Source organism: Streptomyces sp. ADI95-17 (assembly GCF_003846175.1).
Taxonomy (GTDB): Bacteria; Actinomycetota; Actinomycetes; order Streptomycetales; family Streptomycetaceae; genus Streptomyces; species Streptomyces sanglieri.
This window is the reverse complement of the sequence record NZ_ML123049.1, coordinates 861,060-877,922: the sequence shown is the minus strand read 5'-3', so window position 1 is coordinate 877,922 and position 16,863 is coordinate 861,060. Positions and strand designations below refer to the sequence as shown.

Genomic DNA, 16,863 nt, shown 5'->3' with positions numbered 1-16,863 from the left:
ACAGGATCAGCCGGTCGCCGGGCCGCACCCGTACGGTCGCGGTCTCGAAGGCGACACCACCGACACCGACCGGGGCACCGGTGGGAAGGGTCAGGAGTTCGGCGCGGCCGTCCTCGGCCCGGACGAGCACGGGCGGGATGTGCCCGGCGTTGGCGATCTGGACCTCGGAGCGGATCGGGTCGTAGACGGCGTAGAGGCAGGTCGCCAGATACTGCTCGCCCAGGCGCTGTGCCAGGTCGTCGAGGTTCCGCAGCAGTTGGGACGGCGGCATCTCCATCGTGGCCATGGTCAGTACGGCGGTACGCAACTGACCCATCATGGCCGCCGAGTTGAGGCCGTGGCCCATGACGTCGCCGACCACGAGGGCGGTCCGGGAACCGGGCAGCTTCACCGAGTCGAACCAGTCGCCGCCGATCCTGCCGAGCCGGGCGCCGGGCAGGTACCGGGTGGCGATGTCGCAGCCGGCCATCCGGGGAGCGACCTGGGGCAGCATGCTGTCCTGGAGCGTCTCCGCGACGTTCTCCTGGAAGGTGTACATGCGGGCGTTGTCGAGTACCAGCCCGGCGCGGGCGGCCAGTTCGGCGCCGGTGGTGCGGTCCATGTCGTCGAACGGCTCGCGGCCGGGGCGACGCATCAGGACCATGAAGCCGAGGACCACGTCACGGGCCTTGAGCGGCACGATCAGCAGGGAGCGGTGGGTGATCAGCGGGCGCAGGTCGCGTTTCTCGAACTCGCCCGAGATCCGGTTGCTCGCCTCCTCGCTGACGTACGGGATGAGGACGGGCTCGCCGGTGACCATGCACCGGAAGAACGGGGTGTGTTCGGGGAAGGCGATGGACTCGCCGACGGGGACGGTGTCGTCCCAGCGGCCCGGCTCGTCGTTGTGCTCGACCCAGACCCGGTGCCAGACGGTGGTGACGTCGGGCGGTCCGTCCGGGAAGCCCTCGCCGGCCAGGACCGCGGCACGCAGATGCGTCCCCGCGAAGTCGGTGAAGCGGGGCACGGCGGCGCTGGTGACCTCGCGGATGGTGCGTTCCAGGTCGAGGGAGGTGCCGATGCGGCCGCTGACCTCGTTGAGGAACTCCAGCCGTTCGCGGACCGCCGCGTATTCGAGGTCCAGTTCGGGGCGGGGGACGGTGCGGGGAGCGGGCGTTGCCTCGCCGTCGCCGAGCGGGGAGCGGGCGGGGTGCCGGGGGTCGCGTCGCGGCACACCCCAGTCGGGGGTGACCGGAACCTGGCTGCGATGGCTGAACTCCAGCACGGGGTAGCCGAGTTCGAGTACCTGGGCGACGATCCTGGTCGCCTCGCCGACGCTCATGCTGGGCAGGATCTCGGGCAGCCGGCCCGCCAGCTCCTGGTAGCCGGGGAAGTCGGTGTGGAGCGCGAACGCGGGGGCGACGGTCCCTGTGTCCCGGCCCTCGCCCTTGCCGCCCCCGCCCAGCCGGCCGGCGTCCGCGGCGAGCACCAGCAACCGTTCGGAACCTGGGCCGACCAGCGGATAGGCCCACCACAGGACGTCGATCCGGCCGCGCCCCGGTTCGTCGATCCGGGCCCGGCCCGCCGCCGGATACAGCAGGCTCCCGCCCGGCGGCGGGTCGAGCTCGGCACCGAGTCCGCAGTCCGGCACGGGACCGGCTCCGGGCCGGCCCTCTTCCTCCGCCCGGTCCAACACACCGGTGACCGGGAGGAGTTCACCGGCCGGGCAGCCGACCGCCTGCTGTCTGGTGACACCGAAGAGCCGTCTCGCGCCGCTCGACCAGTGCGAGACGAGGCCATTCGTGTCGACCACCGCGACGGCCAGTGGCACACGGCCCGTCATGGCGTCGTGCGACGACGGTGTCCGCTGCGGCGGCACCTCGGGTTCCATGGGCGGAAGGCTCCTTCCCCACCGCAATGTTCTGCGGTTCGTGACTCCACGGTACGGCTCCGTGACCGGCGCCCGCCGGGCATCGGCGGAATCGCCCCCGGGGGGTTGTGCGCCGGAGCACCGGACCGCGCACGGGGCGGCCCGGCCACGGCGACGGGCCGGCCGGGAAAGCCGCCGGCCGGCCCGTCGCCGCTCCGGACTCTCAGTCCTCGTGGCCCAGTTGGAGGTCGCGTTCGGTGCGTCCGCCGCCCGCCACCTGGAGGACGGTGGCCACCGGCGGATACCCGGCCGCGATCACGGTGTACTCGCCGGTGGACAGGTCCACGAAGCGGAACGCCCCGTCGGGGCCCGTGGTGAGGGTGTCGACCACATTGCCCGCCGCGTCCAGGAGGGTGACCCGGGCGTCCTCGACGGGCCGGCCACCGCTCGCCCGTACGATGCCGCGCAGCACCGCGCCGCCGGCGAGTTCGATGTCCTGCCGGGTCTCCCTGGCCGCCTGCACGCTCACCGGCAGCGCGGCGGGCCGGAACGCCGGGGCGCTGGCGGCGAGGGTGTACTCCCCGGCCACCAGCTCCGAGATCACATAGCCGCCCTCGCGGCCGCTCCGGGTGGACGCGACGACCTCGCCGCGGACGTCGGTGAGGGTGACGGCGGCGTCGCGGACCGGGATGCCGTCGGCGGTGACGACGGTCCCGGCGAGCCGCCCGGCCCCGCCGAGCACCACATCGAGCTCGACGGGCCGTTCGCCCACGGTGACGCTGACGGCCTGCGGCTGGTGGCCACCGGCGGCGGCGATGAGCACGTACGAACCGGCGCCCGGCACGCTCAGCGCGTACCGCCCGTCGTCGCCGCTCGCGCCCCGTCCGACCTGCTGGCCCTGGACGTCGATGAGGGTGAGGGCGGCGCGCGGGACCTTCGTACCGTCGGGGTGCTGGACGCTGCCGCACACCGGTACGCCGGAGAGGTAGACGGGCGGCGGCGGAGCTGCGGCCTCGGCGCTCGTGGGGGTCGTGGTGGTGCGGGCGGCCGGAACGGTCACGGACTCGGCGGCGCTTTCGGGGCTGTGGTGGGACACCAGCGGTTTCTCCTTGAGGAAGAAGGCGAAGAACAGGCCGAGCGCGAGCACCGGCACGAGGTAGAGGAAGATCCGCGGCATCGCGTCGGCGTACGCCTGGATATAACTGTCGCGCAGCGCGGGCTCCATGGCATGGACCAGCTGCGGGGTGATCGACTCGGGGTCCGGGAGGTCGGCCCCGGACGGCAGACGGACGGCGAGCGCGTCCGCGAGGCGGCCTGCGAAGAGCGTCCCGAAGACGGCGGCGCCGACGCTGCCGCCGATCTGCCGGAAGTAGTTGTTGGCGCTGGTGGCGGAGCCGATGTCGGCGGGCGCGACGGAGTTCTGCACGGCGAGCACCAGGACCGGCATGATCAGCCCGATCCCGATGCCGAGCACGGCCTGCGCGATGCTGTACTCGAGCCGCGGGGTGTCGGTTTCGAGACGGGAGAGCAGCCACATCCCGACCACCGAGAGGCCGCTGCCGAGGATCGGGTGGATCCGGTAGCGCCCGGTGCGGGAGATCAGCTGGCCGGAGACGACGGACGCGATGACGATGCCGCCCATCATCGGGAGCATCAGCAGCCCGGACTCGGTGGCCGTGGCGCCGTCGACCATCTGGAGGAAGGTCGGCAGATAGCTGGCGGCGCCGAACAGCCCGACCCCGACGATCGCCCCGACGAGCGCGGTGACATTGAAGATCGAGTCACGGAACAACCGCAGCGGGATGATGGGTTCGGCGGCCCGGTGCTCGACCACCAGGAAGAGCAGGGCCGTTCCGACGGCCCCGGCCCCCAGCCCCAGGATGGTGCGCGAGCCCCACGCGTACTCCGTGCCGCCCCAACTCGTCAGCAGCACCAGGCAGGTGGAGGCGGCCGCGAGCAACAGCGCGCCCAGCACGTCGAGGCGGGGCCGGACGGTGGGCCTGGGGAGTTTCAGCACGACGGTGATGACGGCGAGCGTGGCCAGGCCGAACGGGACGTTGATGTAGAAGCACCAGCGCCAGGAGGCGTGGTCGGTGAAGAAGCCGCCGAGCAGCGGGCCGGCCACGGACGCGAGGCCGAACGCGGCACCGATGAGCCCCATGAACCGGCCGCGTTCCCGGGGCGGCACGACGTCCGCGATGATCGCCTGGACCCCGATCATCAGCCCGCCGCCGCCGATGCCCTGGACGGCGCGGAAGGCGATCAGCTCGTCCATGGTGCGGGACCAGCCGGCGAGCGCGGAGCCGATGACGAAGACGACGATGGCGAACTGGAAGACGCCCTTGCGGCCGAAGAGGTCGCCGAGCTTTCCGTAGATCGGCAGTCCGATCGTGGAGGCGAGCAGATACGCGGTGACGGCCCAGGACATCTTCTCCAGGCCGTGCAGCTCGCCGACGATCTTCGGCAGCGCGGTGGCGACGATCATCTGGTCGAGCGCCGCGAGCAGCAGCGTGAGCATCAGCCCGATGAAGATCAGCCGGATGCGGCGGCGGTCCGTCTCCGGTTCGCCGTACGGGGCGGGGGCCGCCGCCGGTCCGTCCCCGGAAGGAGGCGGCGAGGGCGGTGCGGCGGCCGTTCCGGCGGTCCCCGCGCCGCCCGGCTCGTCCTCCAACAGAGTGATCCCACCCACCACGTGCCGCTCCCCTCGTCGCGTCTGCGCCGCCCATTTCTGCCATTGCGCAACAACGGAGGGCAAACGCGACGGAGGGTCGCCGACGGCGCACGCGGGGGCTTAGTTCCCGGTGGGAGCCACTACGGCGCACCACCGGCGGGCCGAGAAAACCACCCGAACCGGTGAGGCCGGTCAAGCACGCAGAGGGCTACTTCTCGACCTCGGTGGCGAGATTCTGCAGCAGCTCGTCGTAGATCCGCCCGAGCCCCTTGGGCGCGAAGGTCTTCTCGAAGAATCCGCCGATGCCGCCGGCGCCGTTCCAGACGGTCGAGACGACGGCCTTCGACCTGCCCTCGCCGGCCGGGGTGACGGTCCAGGTGGTGACCATCGAGGAGTTGCGGTCCTTCTCCACGAGCTGCCCGTCGGTGGGCTCGGTGACCTCCAGCAGGCAGTCGCGCACCCGCTTGCTGGTGGCCTGGAGCTTCCAGTGGACGAGGGTGCCCTCGCCGTCACCGCCCTCGCGCACCTCGTACTCGCTGAAGTGTCCGGGCAGCACCTTGCCCCGGACCTCCTTGTAGTCGGCCAGCGCGTCGAACACCGTCTCCGCGTCCGCCGCGATGACTCGCTCTGTCGTGGCCTCGACCTGCGCCATGGCTGTTCCTCCAGCACTCGGTTGTTCGGGGGTGTGCTGAGCCAACCATCTCGGGCACTCCGCTCAAAATCCGGCCCGGGACGAAGGGGAGAAAACGATCAAGGGAACAAGTGTTCTATTCTCTGTCCAGTACTACCGAGGAGGCGTCCATGCGCTGGGACAATCTGGTCGAGAACCCCGCCACGACCGGGAACAGCGCGCTCTTCACCGCCGACGCGGTGACCACGCGCACCTTTGACACCCCCGAATTCCGGGGGATCACCTTCCACGAGATCCGGGCCCGTTCGATCGTGAACCGGGTGCCGGGCGCATCGCGGATGCCGTTCGAATGGACGGTCAATCCGTACCGGGGCTGCTCGCACGCCTGTGTCTACTGCTTCGCCCGCAAGACCCACAGCTATCTGGACCTCGACACCGGCCTGGGCTTCGACTCCCAGATCGTCGTCAAGATCAACGCCCCGGAGCTGCTCCGCGGGCAGCTGGCGTCCAGCCGCTGGCACGGCGCGCACATCGCGATGGGCACCAACGTCGACTGCTACCAGCGCGCCGAGGGCCGGTACCGGCTGATGCCCGGCATCATCTCGGCGCTGCGCGATCACGCGAACCCGTTCTCGATCCTGACCAAGGGGACACTGATCCTGCGCGATCTGGAACTGCTACGACAGGCCGCCGAGGTCACCGACGTCGGCGTCTGTGTCTCGGTCGGCTTCGTCGACGAGGCACTGTGGCGCACCGTCGAGCCCGGCACCCCGTCCCCCCTGCGCCGCCTGGACGCCGTCCGCACGCTGAGCGAGAACGGCATCGACTGCGGCGTGCTGATGGCCCCCGTCGTCCCGTTCCTCGGCGACCATCCGGACCAGCTGCGCGCCACGGTCCGGGCGATCGCCGCCGCCGGGGCGACCTCGGTGACCCCGCTCGTCCTCCATCTGCGGCCCGGCGCCCGGGAGTGGTACATGCAGTGGCTCGGCAACCACCACCCCCATCTGGTGCGGCGGTACGAGCGGCTGTACGCCGAGGGCGCCTACGCGCCCAAGTGGTACCAGCGCCGCATCACCCGGCACGTCCACGAGCTGGCGACCGAGTTCGGCATCGGCCCCGCGCACCGCGGCACCGCCCGGCGGCTCCCCGCGCGGAAGGAGCGGCCCGCACCGCCCGACGGCCCCGGGGCCACACAGCTGACCCTGCTCTGAGCCGCCGGCACCGTCACCGGGATCCTGACCGAACAACACCGGCAAACGGGTCAACTCTCCACACAACAGGTCCTTCTTGGCGCGAATGCGGGGAGCATGCGGCGGGGGCTGCGCCACGCGCAGCCGTGTTTCCCCCACCACGGGAGGCCATATGACGAAACGTTCAGGAGTTCTGTTCGCCGTCGGTGCGACGGTCGCCGGTCTGGTGACCGCCGCACCGTCCCCGGCGGCCGCCGACAACGGTGCACGGCTCGCCGCCGCCGCACAGCTCGAATGGACCGACTGCGGCACCAAGTCGTATCCGCGGCTGCAGTGCTCATCGGTCAGTACCCCGCTCGACCATGACGATCCGTCGGGCCGGCGGATCACCCTCGCCCTGTCCCGCGTCCCGCACACCGCGAAGACCTTCCAGGGGCCCCTGCTCGTCAACCCGGGCGGCCCCGGCGGCAGTGGTCTGTCGATGGCCGGATTCGTGGCGTCCTCGCTGCCGAAGTCGATCGCCTCGCAGTACGACGTGATCGGCTTCGACCCGCGCGGTGTCGGAAAGAGCCGGCCGGCGCTGGACTGCGTACCGAAGTACTTCGACCCGCTGCGCCCCGACTCGGTGCCCGGATCGCCCGGCGTCGAGCAGGCCAACCGCAACCGGGCCCGTTCGTTCGCCGAGGCGTGCGGGCGCGAGTACCCGGATCTGCTGCCGCACATGGACACGGTCAGCGCCGCGAAGGACCTCGATGTGATCCGGCGGGCCACCGGCTCCCGGGAGCTCAACTACTTCGGCTACTCCTACGGCACCTACCTCGGCGCGGTGTACGCGAAGCTGTTCCCGGAGCGGGTGCGCCGCTTCGTGCTCGACTCGAACGTGGACCCGGACGGCGTCTGGTACGACGACAACATCAGCCAGGACTACGCCTTCGACGCCCGCCACAAGGCCTTCGCCGCCTGGGTGGCGAAGCACGACTCCACGTACCGGCTCGGCAGCGACCCCGCGAAGGTCGAGGCCGCCTGGTACGCGATGCGCGAGGCCGTCAAGGCCCGTCCGGCGGGCGGGAAGGTCGGCCCGAGCGAACTGGAGGACACCTTCCTGCCGGGCGGCTACTACAACGGTTACTGGCCGCTTCTGGCCGAGGCGTTCGCCGCGTACACGAACGACGGCGACGAGAAGGCGCTGGTGAAGGCCTACAAGAAGTTCGGCGCGGTCGACGCCGAGGGCGACAACGGGTACTCGGTCTACACGGCCGTGCAGTGCCGCGACGCCCAGTGGCCCCGGCAGTGGAACACCTGGCGCGGCGACAGCCGTCGGGTGCACGCCAAGGCACCGTTCTTCACCTGGAACAACAACTGGTACAACGCCCCGTGCGCCGACTGGCCGGTGGAGCCGCTGAATCCGGTACGCGTCTCCAACAGCGCCCTGCCTCCGGTGCTGCTCTTCCAGGCCACCGACGACGCGGCCACACCGTACGAGGGCGGGGTCACCCTGCACCGCAGGCTGCGCGGTTCCAGCCTGGTCGTCGAACAGGGCGGCGGCAACCACGGCATCACGCTGAGCGGCAACGACTGCCTGGACACCTATCTGGCGGACTATCTCGCCAAGGGCACCGTCCCGCGCGGCGAGGGCAGCCGGGCCGACGCGGACGCGGTGTGCGCCAAGTCCCCCGACCCGCAGCCGCTGACCGGCGAGGCGGCGTCCAGGTCGGCGCGGCGTACGGGCTCCGGCAGCAGGGGCGGCGCCCTGCACGGGCTGCTCGGCTTCCGCGGCTGACGCCCCGGTCCGCCCGCGTACGGGCCGTCCTGACGGATGCGCCAGGATGGCCCGTATGACGACACGAACCACACCCACCGGGATTCAAGTCCGGGACATGACCGTCGACGACTGCGAGACGGTCACGCGGATCCGGGTGCGCGGCTGGCAGAGCGCGTACGCGGGGCTGGTGCCGCAGTCGTATCTGGACGCGATGGGCCTCGCCGTCGCCGAGGACACGGAGCGGCGGCGGGCGTCCCTCGCCGCGGGCACCACGATCGTGAACCTGGTGGCCGAACGGCCGGGCTCCGGAGTGATCGGCTGGGGCTGCTACGGCCCGTACCGGGAGATGGACGGGCCGGTCGCGCGGGGCGAGCTGTACGCGCTCTATGTGACGCCCGATCAGATCGGGACCGGGGCGGGCCGTGCCCTGATGACCGGGATACTCGGCCGCACCGTGGCCGCCGGCTTCCGGGACCTGGCACTGTGGGTGCTGAAGGAGAACGCCCCGGCCCGCCGCTTCTACGAACGCGCGGGATTCCGCCCCGACGGCGCCGAGGAGTCCTTCGAGGCGGACGGCGCGCTGGTGCCCGAGGTGCGCTACGTACGCGCTCTCGGCGGCCCCGCCGCCTCCTGAGCCCGGCGGCCGCTCAGGGCGCGTCCAGCCGGCCGAGCGCGTCGCGCGCCGCGCCGCCCAGTCTCGGGTGCGGCAGCGCCGCCTCCAGGAGCGGGCGGGCCCGCTCGTCCCCCAGCTGTCCGAGCCCCTCCACACAGGCGAGCGCCACCCGCCAGTGCGGATCGCCGGGCGCGAGCAGCGGCGCCAGGGTGCTCATCAGCGCCGGTACGGACTCCGGGGCCCGCAACGCGGTGAGCAGCCGCACCGGGTGCAGGGCGTACGCGGTGCGCAGGGTATTGGTCGCCAGGGCCGCCGCGGCTCTGGGCGTACGGGGATCGCCGAGGAGCACCAGGGCGTGGGCGGCCGAGACGCAGCGCTCCGGATCGCGGTGGTTGAGCAGCAGGACCAGCGCCTCGAAGGCCCGCCGGTCTCCGCCGCAGCCGAGCCGGAAGGCGGCTATCTCGCGGGCCCAGAGCGGGCGTTCGCGTTCCACCAGGACCCGGGCCAGTTCCTCCTCGTCCTCGGTGGCGAGCAGTCCGCGGCATTGCGCCGACTCCCCCGCCGCTTCCGCCTCGTCAGCAAGCCGGTCCGCCAGCGACCGGAACTCCTCGTCCATGACCGTCAGCGTATCGGCGGGGACTCTGCGTATCGAGGGGCGGGGGAAATGTGGCGCGGGGCACAACGACCGGGGGCTGGCGCGCTCGTTACCGGGCAGTTAGTCTCATGTGAGCGGGACACCATCCCCGCTTGCTCCGGTGGCCTGGTGACGCAGCCACCCGGAGTGCTTGTCGGTTCGGCAGTTGTGCCAGACGTGACTCCGGGACAGAGTCCGTCGCCCCCTTCCGGGTCCGGGCGTGCTCATCGCGCCGACGGCCCCGAGTACCACGACACGCAATTCCCGCACGTGTCGCGCCGGTTCCCCCTTCTCCAGTGCGCGCCGTGCCTCCTCTCAGTCGTCACTCATTCTCTGGAGTCCCGTGATGGACACCCCGCTCAGCACCATTGCCGTCGTCGGTCTCGGCACCATGGGCACCGGCATCGCCGAGGTCCTGGCCCGCGCCGGCCACGAGGTCATCGGCATCGACACCAGCGACGAGGCCGCCCGCCGGGCCGTCGCCGCCCTGGAAGCCGCCACCGCCCGTGCCGTGCGGCGCGAGCGGATCACCGAGGAGGAGCGGAGCGACGTCCTCGCCCGGTTCCGCACCTTCGCCGATCTCCGGGCCGCCGCCGAGGCGGAGCTGGTCATCGAGGTCGTGCCCGAGTCGTACGAGATCAAGCAGCAGGTCTTCCGGGAGCTCGACGCGATCGTCTCCCCCACCGCGATCCTGGCGACCGGCACCAACGCCCTGTCGGTGACCCGGCTGGCCGCCGAGTCGCTGCACCCGGAGCGGGTGCTCGGCCTGCACTTCTTCAACCCGGCGCCGGCGATGAAGCTGGTCGAGGTGGTCTCCTCGGTGCTGACCGCGCCGCCGGCCGTCGAGGCGGTCACGGCGCTCGCCCGCAGCCTGGGCAAGGAGCCGGTCGCGGTCGGCGACCGGCCGGGCTTCGTCGCCGACGGCCTGCTGTTCGGCTACCTCAACCAGGCCGCCGCGATGTACGAGGCCAGTTACGCCTCCCGGGAGGACATCGACGCGGCGATGAAGCTCGGCTGCGGTCTGCCGATGGGACCGCTCGCCCTGCTCGACCTGATCGGGATCGACACCGCCCGTACCGTCCTGGAGGCGATGTACGCCGAGTCGCGCGACCGGCTGCACGCCCCGGCGCCCGTGCTCAGGCAGCTGAGCGAGGCGGGGCTGACCGGCCGCAAGTCGGGCCGCGGCTTCTACACGTACGAGGGGCCCGGCAGCAAGACCGTGGTGCCGGACGCGCTGACCCCCGGGGACGACGGGGCGGCGGCGGCCGGGCGCGCGGTGCGCTCGGTGGGTGTCGCGGGTTCCGGGACAATGGCCTCGGGGATCGCCGAGGTCTTCGCGAAGGCCGGGTACGACGTGGTGCTGGCCGCCCGCGGCCAGGAGAAGGCGGACATCGCCAAGGGCCGGATCGCCAAGTCCCTGGAGCGTTCGGTCACCAAGGGGCGGCTGACGGCCGAGGCGCGGGACGCGGCGCTGGCCCGGATCACCGCGGCCGGTTCGCTGGACGCCTTCGCCGATGTCGACCTCGCGGTGGAGGCCGTCGCCGAGGACCTGGCGGTCAAGCAGCAGTTGTTCGGGACCATGGACAAGGTCTGCAGGCCGGGCGCCGTCCTCGCCACCACCACCTCGTCGCTGCCGGTGGTGGCGATCGCGCGGGCCACCTCGCGTCCCGAGGACGTGATCGGGATGCACTTCTTCAACCCGGCGCCGGCGATGAAGCTGGTCGAGGTGGTCCGTACGGTGCTCACCGCCGACGATGTCCACGCCACCGTCCGCGAGGTGTGCGGCAAGGTCCGCAAGCACCCGGTGGACTGCGGGGACCGGGCCGGGTTCATCGTGAACGCACTGCTGTTCCCGTACCTCAACAACGCGATCAAGATGGTCGAGGAGCACTACGCGACCCTCGACGACATCGACGCCGCGATGAAGCTGGGCGGCGGCTACCCGATGGGCCCGTTCGAGCTGCTCGACGTCGTCGGTCTCGATGTCTCGCTGGCCATCGAGAAGGTGCTGCACAGCGAGTTCCGCGACCCGGGCCTCGCTCCGGCGCCGCTGCTCGAACACCTGGTGGCCGCCGGCTGCCTCGGCCGCAAGACGGGGCGCGGCTTCCGCGAATATGCCCGGCGCTGAGAGGTCCCGGCGCCGCGGCGCCGGGAAGCCCGCTGCCGGGTCCTTCGAGGCCAACGGCGGTTGGGGCGGGCTGCTCGATCCTTCGGGCGGCCCGCCCCCACGGGCGCACTCCCCCGACCCGATGCAGTACGTTCACACCATGTCCCAGCCCGCCAGGTCCCCCCGTGTCTCCGCCGCGCCCGACGCCCAGGAAAGTGCCGCAGGCACGCGCGCCGCCGCCCAACGGCTCAAGATGCGCCGCGAGCTGGCCGCCGCGGCGATGGAACTCTTCGCCACGAAGGGGTACGAGGCGACGACGGTCGACGAGATCGCGGGCGCCGCCGGAGTCGCCCGGCGGACCTTCTTCCGGCACTTCCGCTCCAAGGAAGAGGCGATCTTCCCGGACCACGACGACACCCTCGTCAGGGCCGAGGCCGTCCTCAATGCCGCACCGGCGCACGAGCACCCCCTCGACACCGTCTGCCGCGGCATCAAGGAAGTCATGAAGATGTATGCGGCGAAGCCCGCGGTCTCCGTGGCCCGTTACAAACTGACCCGTGAGGTCCCCACCCTGCGCCAGGCGGAGATCGCCTCGGTGGCCCGCTACGAGCGGCTGTTCACCCGCTATCTGCTGGGCCATTTCGACGAGCGCGACCACCATGTCGGCAACGACGACCCGCTGCTGGCGGAGGTCGCGGCCTCGGCCGTGGTCACCGCGCACAACCATGTGCTGCGCCGCTGGCTGCGGGCGGACGGCGAGGGCGATGTGGAGGCGCAGCTCGACCACGCCTTCGCGATCGTCCGGGACACCTTCGGGACCGGCATCGGGGCCGGCCGGACCGTCGGCGCCGAGCCCGCGAAGCAGCCGGCCGCCTCGGTGACGTCCCAGGGCGAGGTGCTGGTCGCCGTGGCGCGGACCGACGCGCCGCTCGACGAAGTGATGCGCACGATCCAGCAGGCGCTCCAGGACCGCTGAACGGGTGCGGGCCGGGGCGGGCACGCCCCCGCCCCGGCCCGCGCCGAAACCTGGTTGCCGCGCCCGCGCACCGGTGTTGTGGTGGGCGGATGAATCCTGGACAAGAAGCACTTCTGGCCCTGTTCGACCGCGAGATGCGCGAGCACGCCCGCCCCGACGCCCCCGGGGGCCGGGCCGAACGCACCGGAGACGTCGTACGGCAGGTCGGCACGGCCGACGACTGGAACGGCGTCGTCTGGTCGGCCCCGGACCTGGATCCCGCCCGGGCGGACGCGGTGATCGCCGAACAGGTGGCGCACTACACCGCTCTGGGGCACGGCGAATTCGAGTGGAAGCTGTACTCGCACGACCGGCCGGCCGATCTGGCCCAGCGGCTGTCGGCGGCCGGTTTCGAGGCGGAGGAGCCGGAGACCCTGCTGGTCGCCCCGGTCGCGGAGCTGTCGACCCAGGTGGCGCTCCCCGACGGCGTACGGCTGCGCACCGTGCGTGATGCCGAAGACGTGGAGCTGATGGCCCGCGCCCATGAGCGGGCGTTCGGCTCCGACTGGTCGCGGCTGCGGCATCAGGTGCTGACCCGGCTGGCCGAGGACCCGGACGGCTTCGTCGGCGTGCTCGCCATGGTGGGCGACGAGCCGGTCAGCTCGGCCCGGATGGAGCTGTACCCGGGCACGGGCTTCGCGGGGCTCTGGGGCGGCGGCACGGTCGAGGCGTGGCGCGGGAAGGGCATCTACCGGGCCCTGGTGGCCTTCCGCGCCCGGATCGCGGCTGAGCGCGGCTACGGCTACCTTCAGGTCGACGCCTCCGACATGAGCGCACCGATCCTCCGGCGACTCGGATTCCTCGCCCTGAGCACCACGACCCCCTATGTGTACCGGTCGAACTGATCGATCATTCGCGGTCCTTTAGCGGGCATATCCCTGCGAAACACCCTCCACGCTGCTCATACGTGCCCGGCGGGTGACAAGTGAGAGAAATTGTTGGCACCGAGTGCCTTGCCAGGTGTCACGGAGTGCCATACGTTGAAGTTGTCCGGGCGGCCGGCGTGCTGCGAACTCACGTACGCCGGCTGTCCCCGCAAGCGATTCACCCGCGCGCCCGGACGCCTGCGTCACAGGCAAACCCTTCTGCTCCACAGAGCAAGCCGAAGCTTTGACCGCCGAACCGACGGCAGCACCTCCACACCGTTCCCTCTCCTGCTCGCAGGGATCGCAAGCGTTCCCTCAGCGCCCCCATCCGCCGGAGGCACCCCGTGAAGGAAATCCTGGACGCGATCCAATCGCCGGACAGCACAACCGCGGACTTCGCGGCCCTGTCCATCCCCGAGTCGTACCGCGCGGTGACCGTGCACAAGGACGAGACCGCGATGTTCGACGGCCTCGCCACCCGCGACAAGGACCCCCGCAAGTCGCTGCACCTCGACGAGGTCCCGGTGCCCGAACTCGGGCCCGGAGAGGCCCTGGTCGCCGTCATGGCCAGCTCGGTGAACTACAACTCCGTCTGGACCTCGATCTTCGAGCCCATGGCCACGTTCGGCTTCCTGGAGCGCTACGGAAAGCTCAGCGAGCTCACCAAGCGCCACGACCTGCCGTACCACGTCATCGGTTCCGACCTGGCGGGCGTCGTCCTGCGCACCGGTCCCGGCGTCAACGCCTGGCACCCCGGCGACGAGGTCGTCGCCCACTGCCTCTCGGTCGAACTGGAGTCCTCGGACGGCCACAACGACACGATGCTCGACCCCGAGCAGCGGATCTGGGGCTTCGAGACCAACTTCGGCGGGCTGGCGGAGATCGCGCTGGTCAAGTCCAACCAGCTGATGCCGAAGCCGCAGCACCTCAGCTGGGAGGAGGCCGCGGCTCCCGGCCTGGTCAACTCCACCGCGTACCGCCAGCTCGTCTCGCGCAACGGCGCGGGCATGAAGCAGGGCGACAACGTGCTGATCTGGGGCGCGAGCGGCGGACTCGGCTCGTACGCCACGCAGTTCGCCCTGGCCGGCGGCGCCAACCCGATCTGTGTCGTCTCCAGCGAGCAGAAGGCGGACATCTGCCGGAAGATGGGCGCCGAGGCGATCATCGACCGCACCGCCGAGGGCTACAAGTTCTGGAAGGACGAGCACAACCAGGACCCGCGCGAGTGGAAGCGGTTCGGCAAGCGCATCCGTGAACTCACCGGCGGCGAGGACGTGGACATCGTCTTCGAGCACCCGGGCCGCGAGACCTTCGGCGCCTCGGTCTACGTGACCCGCAAGGGCGGCACGATCGTCACCTGCGCCTCCACCTCCGGCTACAACCACGAGTACGACAACCGCTACCTGTGGATGTCGCTGAAGAAGATCGTGGGCTCGCACTTCGCCAACTACCGCGAGGCGTGGGAGGCCAACCGCCTCGTCGCCAAGGGCAAGATCCACCCGACGCTGTCGAAGGTCTACTCCCTGGAGGACACCGGCCAGGCCGCGTACGACGTCCACCGCAACCTCCACCAGGGCAAGGTCGGCGTGCTGGCGCTGGCGCCCACCGAGGGCCTGGGCGTGCGCGACGAGGAGCTGCGCGAGCAGCACATCGACGCCATCAATCGCTTCCGGGACATCTGACATGACCGGCCGCCAGAAGGACCGCCCGTGGCTCATGCGGACGTACGCCGGTCACTCGACCGCCGAGGCGTCCAACGAGCTCTACCGGCGCAACCTCGCCAAGGGGCAGACCGGCCTGTCGGTCGCCTTCGACCTGCCGACGCAGACCGGGTACGACCCCGACCACATCCTCGCCCGCGGCGAGGTCGGCCGGGTCGGCGTTCCCGTCTCGCACCTCGGCGACATGCGCCGGCTGTTCCAGGACATCCCCCTGGAGCAGATGAACACCTCGATGACGATCAACGCCACCGCGATGTGGCTGCTGGCGCTCTACCAGGTGGTCGCCGAGGAGCAGGGCGCCGATCCCACGAAGCTCCAGGGCACCACGCAGAACGACATCGTCAAGGAGTACCTCTCGCGCGGGACGCACGTCTTCCCGCCCGGCCCCTCGCTGCGGCTGACCACCGACATGATCACGTACACGGTCAACCGCATCCCGAAGTGGAACCCGATCAACATCTGCAGCTACCACCTGCAGGAGGCGGGGGCCACTCCGGTCCAGGAGATCGCGTACGCCATGTCGACGGCGATCGCCGTGCTCGACGCGGTCCGTGACTCCGGGCAGGTGCCCGAGGAGAAGTTCGGCGATGTGGTCGCGCGGATCTCCTTCTTCGTGAACGCGGGCGTCCGCTTCATCGAGGAGATGTGCAAGATGCGCGCCTTCGGCCGCATCTGGGACCGTGTCACCCGCGAGCGCTACGGCATCGAGAACCCCAAGCAGCGGCGCTTCCGCTACGGCGTCCAGGTCAACTCCCTCGGGCTGACCGAGGCGCAGCCGGAGAACAACGTCCAGCGCATCGTCCTGGAGATGCTGGCCGTCACGCTCTCCAAGGACGCCCGCGCCCGCGCCGTACAGCTGCCGGCCTGGAACGAGGCGCTGGGGCTCCCGAGGCCCTGGGACCAGCAGTGGTCGCTCCGTATCCAGCAGGTGCTCGCGCACGAGAGCGATCTGCTGGAGTACGAGGACATCTTCGCCGGGTCGCACGTCATCGAGGCCAAGGTGGACGAGCTGGTCGCCGAGTCGCTCGCCGAGATCGACCGGATCGAGCGGATGGGCGGCGCCATGGCGGCCGTCGAGTCCGGCTATCTGAAGTCCGAGCTGGTCTCCTCGCACGCCGCCCGCCGGGCCCGGATCGAGGGCGGCGAGGAGCGGATCGTCGGCGTCAACATCTACGAGACGACCGAGCCGAACCCGCTCACCGCGGACCTCGACGGGGCGATCATGACGGTCGACCCCGCCAATGAGGCCAGGGTCGTCGCCGCCCTGCACGACTGGCGCGACAACCGCGACGAGGCCCGCGCCACCGAGGCACTGGCGGCGCTGAAGAAGGCCGCGGCGGGCACCGAGAACATGATGGAAGCGACCGTGGAGTGCGCCCGCGCGGGTGTCACCACCGGCGAGTGGTCCTGGGCGCTGCGCGATGTCTTCGGCGAGTTCCGGGCCCCGACGGGCGTCTCGTCCGCGCCGGTCGCGGTGACCGCCGAGGCGGGCACCCCGCTGGCCCTGGTCCGCGAGAAGGTCGCCCGGACCGCGGCCGACCTGGGCGCCGGACGGCTGCGGCTGCTGGTCGGCAAGCCGGGGCTGGACGGGCACTCCAACGGCGCCGAGCAGATCGCCGTACGGGCCCGTGACGCCGGTTTCGAGGTCGTCTACCAGGGGATCAGGCTGACCCCCGAACAGATCGTCTCGGCCGCCCTCGCCGAGGACGTGCACTGCGTCGGGCTGTCGATCCTGTCCGGCTCGCACGCCGAGCTCGTGCCGGACGTGCTCACCCGGCTGCGCGAGGCGGGCGCCGCCGACATCCCG

At 71.3% G+C, this 16,863-nt stretch carries 12 protein-coding genes; 8 read left to right on the top strand and 4 right to left on the bottom strand.

Annotated elements, in window-relative coordinates:
• From EES42_RS30570 to EES42_RS30560, 3 genes are all read right to left on the bottom strand, one after another.
• Positions 1–1,867 (bottom strand): SpoIIE family protein phosphatase (locus tag EES42_RS30570; protein WP_124721596.1); only part of this gene is annotated, 1,867 nt, incomplete at its 3' end.
• A 202-nt stretch (positions 1,868–2,069) separates the two neighbouring features.
• Positions 2,070–4,538, bottom strand: a complete 2,469-nt coding sequence (locus tag EES42_RS30565) for an MFS transporter (protein WP_124721497.1) — start codon at positions 4,536–4,538, stop codon at positions 2,070–2,072.
• 187 nt (positions 4,539–4,725) lie between these two features.
• Positions 4,726–5,169, bottom strand: a complete 444-nt coding sequence (locus EES42_RS30560; protein ID WP_124721496.1) for an SRPBCC family protein — start codon at positions 5,167–5,169, stop codon at positions 4,726–4,728.
• Between the two features lie 149 nt (positions 5,170–5,318).
• On the opposite strand from EES42_RS30560, the gene EES42_RS30555 reads away from it, so the two are divergent.
• From EES42_RS30555 to EES42_RS30545, 3 genes are all read left to right on the top strand, one after another.
• Positions 5,319–6,359, top strand: coding sequence for an Rv2578c family radical SAM protein (locus tag EES42_RS30555; RefSeq protein ID WP_124721495.1), 1,041 nt, complete (start codon positions 5,319–5,321; stop codon positions 6,357–6,359).
• A 151-nt stretch (positions 6,360–6,510) separates the two neighbouring features.
• Complete coding sequence (locus EES42_RS30550) at positions 6,511–8,118, top strand: alpha/beta hydrolase (protein WP_124721494.1); 1,608 nt, start codon at positions 6,511–6,513, stop codon at positions 8,116–8,118.
• A 55-nt stretch (positions 8,119–8,173) separates the two neighbouring features.
• Positions 8,174–8,734, top strand: coding sequence for a GNAT family N-acetyltransferase (locus tag EES42_RS30545; RefSeq protein ID WP_241196668.1), 561 nt, complete (start codon positions 8,174–8,176; stop codon positions 8,732–8,734).
• Positions 8,735–8,747: 13 nt separating this feature from the next.
• Here the strand turns inward: EES42_RS30545 and EES42_RS30540 are convergent, their stop codons facing one another.
• Positions 8,748–9,329 carry a HEAT repeat domain-containing protein gene (locus EES42_RS30540; protein WP_124721493.1) on the bottom strand — a complete coding sequence of 194 codons (582 nt, stop codon included), beginning with the start codon at positions 9,327–9,329 and terminating at the stop codon, positions 8,748–8,750.
• 364 nt (positions 9,330–9,693) lie between these two features.
• Between EES42_RS30540 and EES42_RS30535 the strand changes: the two genes are divergently transcribed.
• The 5 genes from EES42_RS30535 to EES42_RS30515 form a co-directional block, all read left to right on the top strand.
• Complete coding sequence (locus EES42_RS30535; protein WP_124721492.1) at positions 9,694–11,475, top strand: 3-hydroxyacyl-CoA dehydrogenase family protein; 1,782 nt, start codon at positions 9,694–9,696, stop codon at positions 11,473–11,475.
• A gap of 139 nt (positions 11,476–11,614) precedes the next feature.
• Entirely contained in the window at positions 11,615–12,430 is an 816-nt protein-coding gene (locus tag EES42_RS30530; protein WP_124721491.1) for a TetR family transcriptional regulator, read from the top strand.
• An 89-nt stretch (positions 12,431–12,519) separates the two neighbouring features.
• Complete coding sequence (locus EES42_RS30525) at positions 12,520–13,314, top strand: GNAT family N-acetyltransferase (RefSeq protein WP_124721490.1); 795 nt, start codon at positions 12,520–12,522, stop codon at positions 13,312–13,314.
• Positions 13,315–13,679: 365 nt separating this feature from the next.
• Positions 13,680–15,017 carry a crotonyl-CoA carboxylase/reductase gene (ccrA, locus tag EES42_RS30520; RefSeq protein WP_124721489.1) on the top strand — a complete coding sequence of 446 codons (1,338 nt, stop codon included), beginning with the start codon at positions 13,680–13,682 and terminating at the stop codon, positions 15,015–15,017.
• A gap of 1 nt (position 15,018) precedes the next feature.
• Positions 15,019–16,863: methylmalonyl-CoA mutase family protein (locus EES42_RS30515; protein ID WP_124721594.1), on the top strand; the 1,845-nt coding region annotated here is incomplete at its 3' end.

Excerpts from the sequence above, each read along its gene's own strand:
- EES42_RS30560 (WP_124721496.1), bottom strand. The coding sequence starts at position 5,169 with ATGGCGCAGGTCGAGGCCACGACAGAGCGAGTCATCGCGGCGGACGCG.
- EES42_RS30555 (WP_124721495.1), top strand. The coding sequence starts at position 5,319 with ATGCGCTGGGACAATCTGGTCGAGAACCCCGCCACGACCGGGAACAGC.
- EES42_RS30550 (WP_124721494.1), top strand. The coding sequence starts at position 6,511 with ATGACGAAACGTTCAGGAGTTCTGTTCGCCGTCGGTGCGACGGTCGCC.
- EES42_RS30545 (WP_241196668.1), top strand. The coding sequence starts at position 8,174 with ATGACGACACGAACCACACCCACCGGGATTCAAGTCCGGGACATGACC.
- EES42_RS30540 (WP_124721493.1), bottom strand. The coding sequence starts at position 9,329 with ATGGACGAGGAGTTCCGGTCGCTGGCGGACCGGCTTGCTGACGAGGCG.
- EES42_RS30535 (WP_124721492.1), top strand. The coding sequence starts at position 9,694 with ATGGACACCCCGCTCAGCACCATTGCCGTCGTCGGTCTCGGCACCATG.
- EES42_RS30530 (WP_124721491.1), top strand. The coding sequence starts at position 11,615 with ATGTCCCAGCCCGCCAGGTCCCCCCGTGTCTCCGCCGCGCCCGACGCC.
- EES42_RS30525 (WP_124721490.1), top strand. The coding sequence starts at position 12,520 with ATGAATCCTGGACAAGAAGCACTTCTGGCCCTGTTCGACCGCGAGATG.